The sequence below is a fragment of the Devosia sp. genome, assembly GCF_034675085.1.
Classification (GTDB): domain Bacteria; phylum Pseudomonadota; class Alphaproteobacteria; order Rhizobiales; family Devosiaceae; genus Devosia.
Window position 1 is genome coordinate 1 of record NZ_JAUCDN010000429.1, and the last position, 2,183, is coordinate 2,183.

Annotated in this window: 2 protein-coding genes and 1 tRNA gene; all 3 read left to right on the plus strand. The window is 62.8% G+C overall.

Features of this window, described 5'->3' with window-relative positions; translation table 11 throughout:
- The first annotated feature begins 50 nt into the window (after positions 1-50).
- The 3 genes from VDP82_RS17335 to VDP82_RS17345 all read left to right on the plus strand — a co-directional run bounded on the left by VDP82_RS17335 (position 51) and on the right by VDP82_RS17345 (position 1,888).
- Positions 51-1,205 (plus strand): TCR/Tet family MFS transporter, encoded by a 1,155-nt coding sequence (locus VDP82_RS17335; RefSeq protein WP_416347140.1) that lies wholly within the window; start codon positions 51-53, stop codon positions 1,203-1,205.
- Positions 1,206-1,414: 209 nt separating this feature from the next.
- Positions 1,415-1,687 carry an HU family DNA-binding protein gene (locus VDP82_RS17340; protein WP_323016072.1) on the plus strand — a complete coding sequence of 91 codons (273 nt, stop codon included), beginning with the start codon at positions 1,415-1,417 and terminating at the stop codon, positions 1,685-1,687.
- A 125-nt stretch (positions 1,688-1,812) separates the two neighbouring features.
- A tRNA-Val gene (locus VDP82_RS17345) sits at positions 1,813-1,888 on the plus strand.
- Positions 1,889-2,183 lie beyond the last annotated feature (295 nt).

The window sequence follows — 2,183 nt, forward strand, 5'->3', positions numbered from 1 at the left end:
AACAGGAGCTTCCCTTGAACAAGGCCCTTGCCGTCATTCTTGCCGCCGTCATGCTCGACGCCATCGGCATCGGGCTGGTGTTTCCCATCCTGCCGGCGCTGCTGCGCGATGTCGGCCATACCAGCGAGATCGCCACGCTGCTCGGCGTCATGCTGGCGCTTTATTCGGCCTGCCAGTTTCTGTGCTCGCCGATCCTGGGCGTGCTTAGCGACCGCTTCGGGCGGCGGCCGGTGCTGCTGGTGTCGCTGGCGGGGGCGGCCATCGACTATGTCGTCATGGCCCTGGCGCCCGAATTATGGCTGCTGGTGCTGGGCCGCGCCATCGCCGGGGTCACCAGCGCCAATATGGCGGTGGCCACCGCCTATATCACCGATATTTCCAGCGAGGGCGAGCGCGCCAAGCGCTTCGGCTATTTCCATGCCATGTTCGGCATCGGCTTCATCATCGGGCCGGTGCTGGGCGGCATTCTGGGCGATGTCTGGGTGCGTGCGCCTTTCCTGCTGGCGGCGGTGCTCAACGGGCTCAACTTCTTGCTGGCCCTGTTCGTGCTGCCCGAATCGCGCCCCGGCAGCAAGCAGGCGCGTTTCGATTGGGAGACGCTCAATCCCTTTCGCCCGCTGGCCTGGGCGTTCAGCTTCAAGACGCTCATTCCCCTCATGGCCATCTTCCTGCTGCTCAATTTCGTCGGCACGGTCTATGGCACCATCTGGGCCATTTTCAGCGAGGATGCCTTTGGCTGGAATGGCCGCATGATCGGCCTGTCGCTGGGCGCATGGGGCGTCTGCCACGCGCTGGCGCAGGCCTTCGCCACCGGGCCGGCCGTGGCCCGGCTGGGCGAGCGCGGGGCGCTGGTTGCCGGGCTGGTGTTCGAGGCCGGGGCCATGCTGACGCTGGCCTTTGTGACGCAGGGGTGGATTCTGTTCGCCATGGCGCCGCTCTTTGCTTTGGGCGGGGTGGGCATTCCGGCGCTGCAATCGCTCACCACGCGGCAGGTCGATGCCGATCGGCAGGGGCAGTTGCAGGGCGTGTTGGCCAGCCTGGTCAGCCTTGCCGCCGTGTTCGGGCCGCTGTTTTTCAGCTTCATCTATTATGGAATCAGGCATTCCTGGCCCGGAATGATCTGGCTGGTGGCCGTTGGCGTCTATCTTCTGGCGCTGCCGCTGATGCTTTCCATCGGCAGAGTGCCGGCAAAAGGGCGGAAATGAGCGGCAATTTCTGGGATAAATCCCCGAAAACGGGGGCATCAGGCTTTTCCGGTCTTGTCGGGTTCGTTTTTCCGGTCCATTAACGGTTCTGCACCGTCCGGCCTCGTGAAAAGCCCGGAAATCCTTGCGTTTCACGCAGAATCGAACAAGGGTTGCCGCGTTTTGAGCTTCGCCAGCGAGGGCGGGCAATTCCACTGTGAGGAAACGCTATGAACAAGAACGATCTGGTTGGCGTCGTCGCCGACAAGGCGACCATCACCAAGGCGCAGGCTGCTGAGGCGGTCGACGCGGTGTTTGAAGCCATCACGAGCTCGCTGAAGGCTGGCGAAGAAGTCCGCCTCGTCGGCTTCGGCACCTTCGCCGTGTCGCAGCGCAAGGCGTCCACCGGCCGCAATCCTGCCACCGGCGCCGAAATTCAGATTCCGGCCTCCAACCAGGCCAAGTTCAAGCCCGGCAAGGGCCTGAAGGATGCGATCAACTAAGACCGGATTTTTCCGGTTTCTTGATCGGCCCCGAGCGCTTTGCGCCGGGGCCATTTCATTTGTCGGTTGACGATGGCCGGGCGGGGCCCTAATCAGGGCCACCTTTGCTGGCCAACCGGCCCGGCGGGCGATTAGCTCAGTTGGTAGAGCGCCTCGTTTACACCGAGGATGTCGGCGGTTCGAGTCCGTCATCGCCCACCAGTTACGCGATGCTGTGCTCGATGCTAGCAGTCTGTTAGCCAATTCCCTCCCGATGCGAGCGAAACGAGACGCCTCCGCGATTCTCGTTTTCCACTTCAACAAATGCCCGCTAGCGCCTGTCGATTCGGGGTTTTTCCACATTTGGCATGGGGTTTTGCGAAAATGTCATGCCGGGGACGATTGCTCGCTTGACACCGTCATGGGGGCTGGGTAAACGGACGCCACGTTGCGCGAACGACTTGTTCGCCCGCGCTGCGGGAGTAGCTCAGTTGGTTAGAGCGCCGGCCTGTCACGC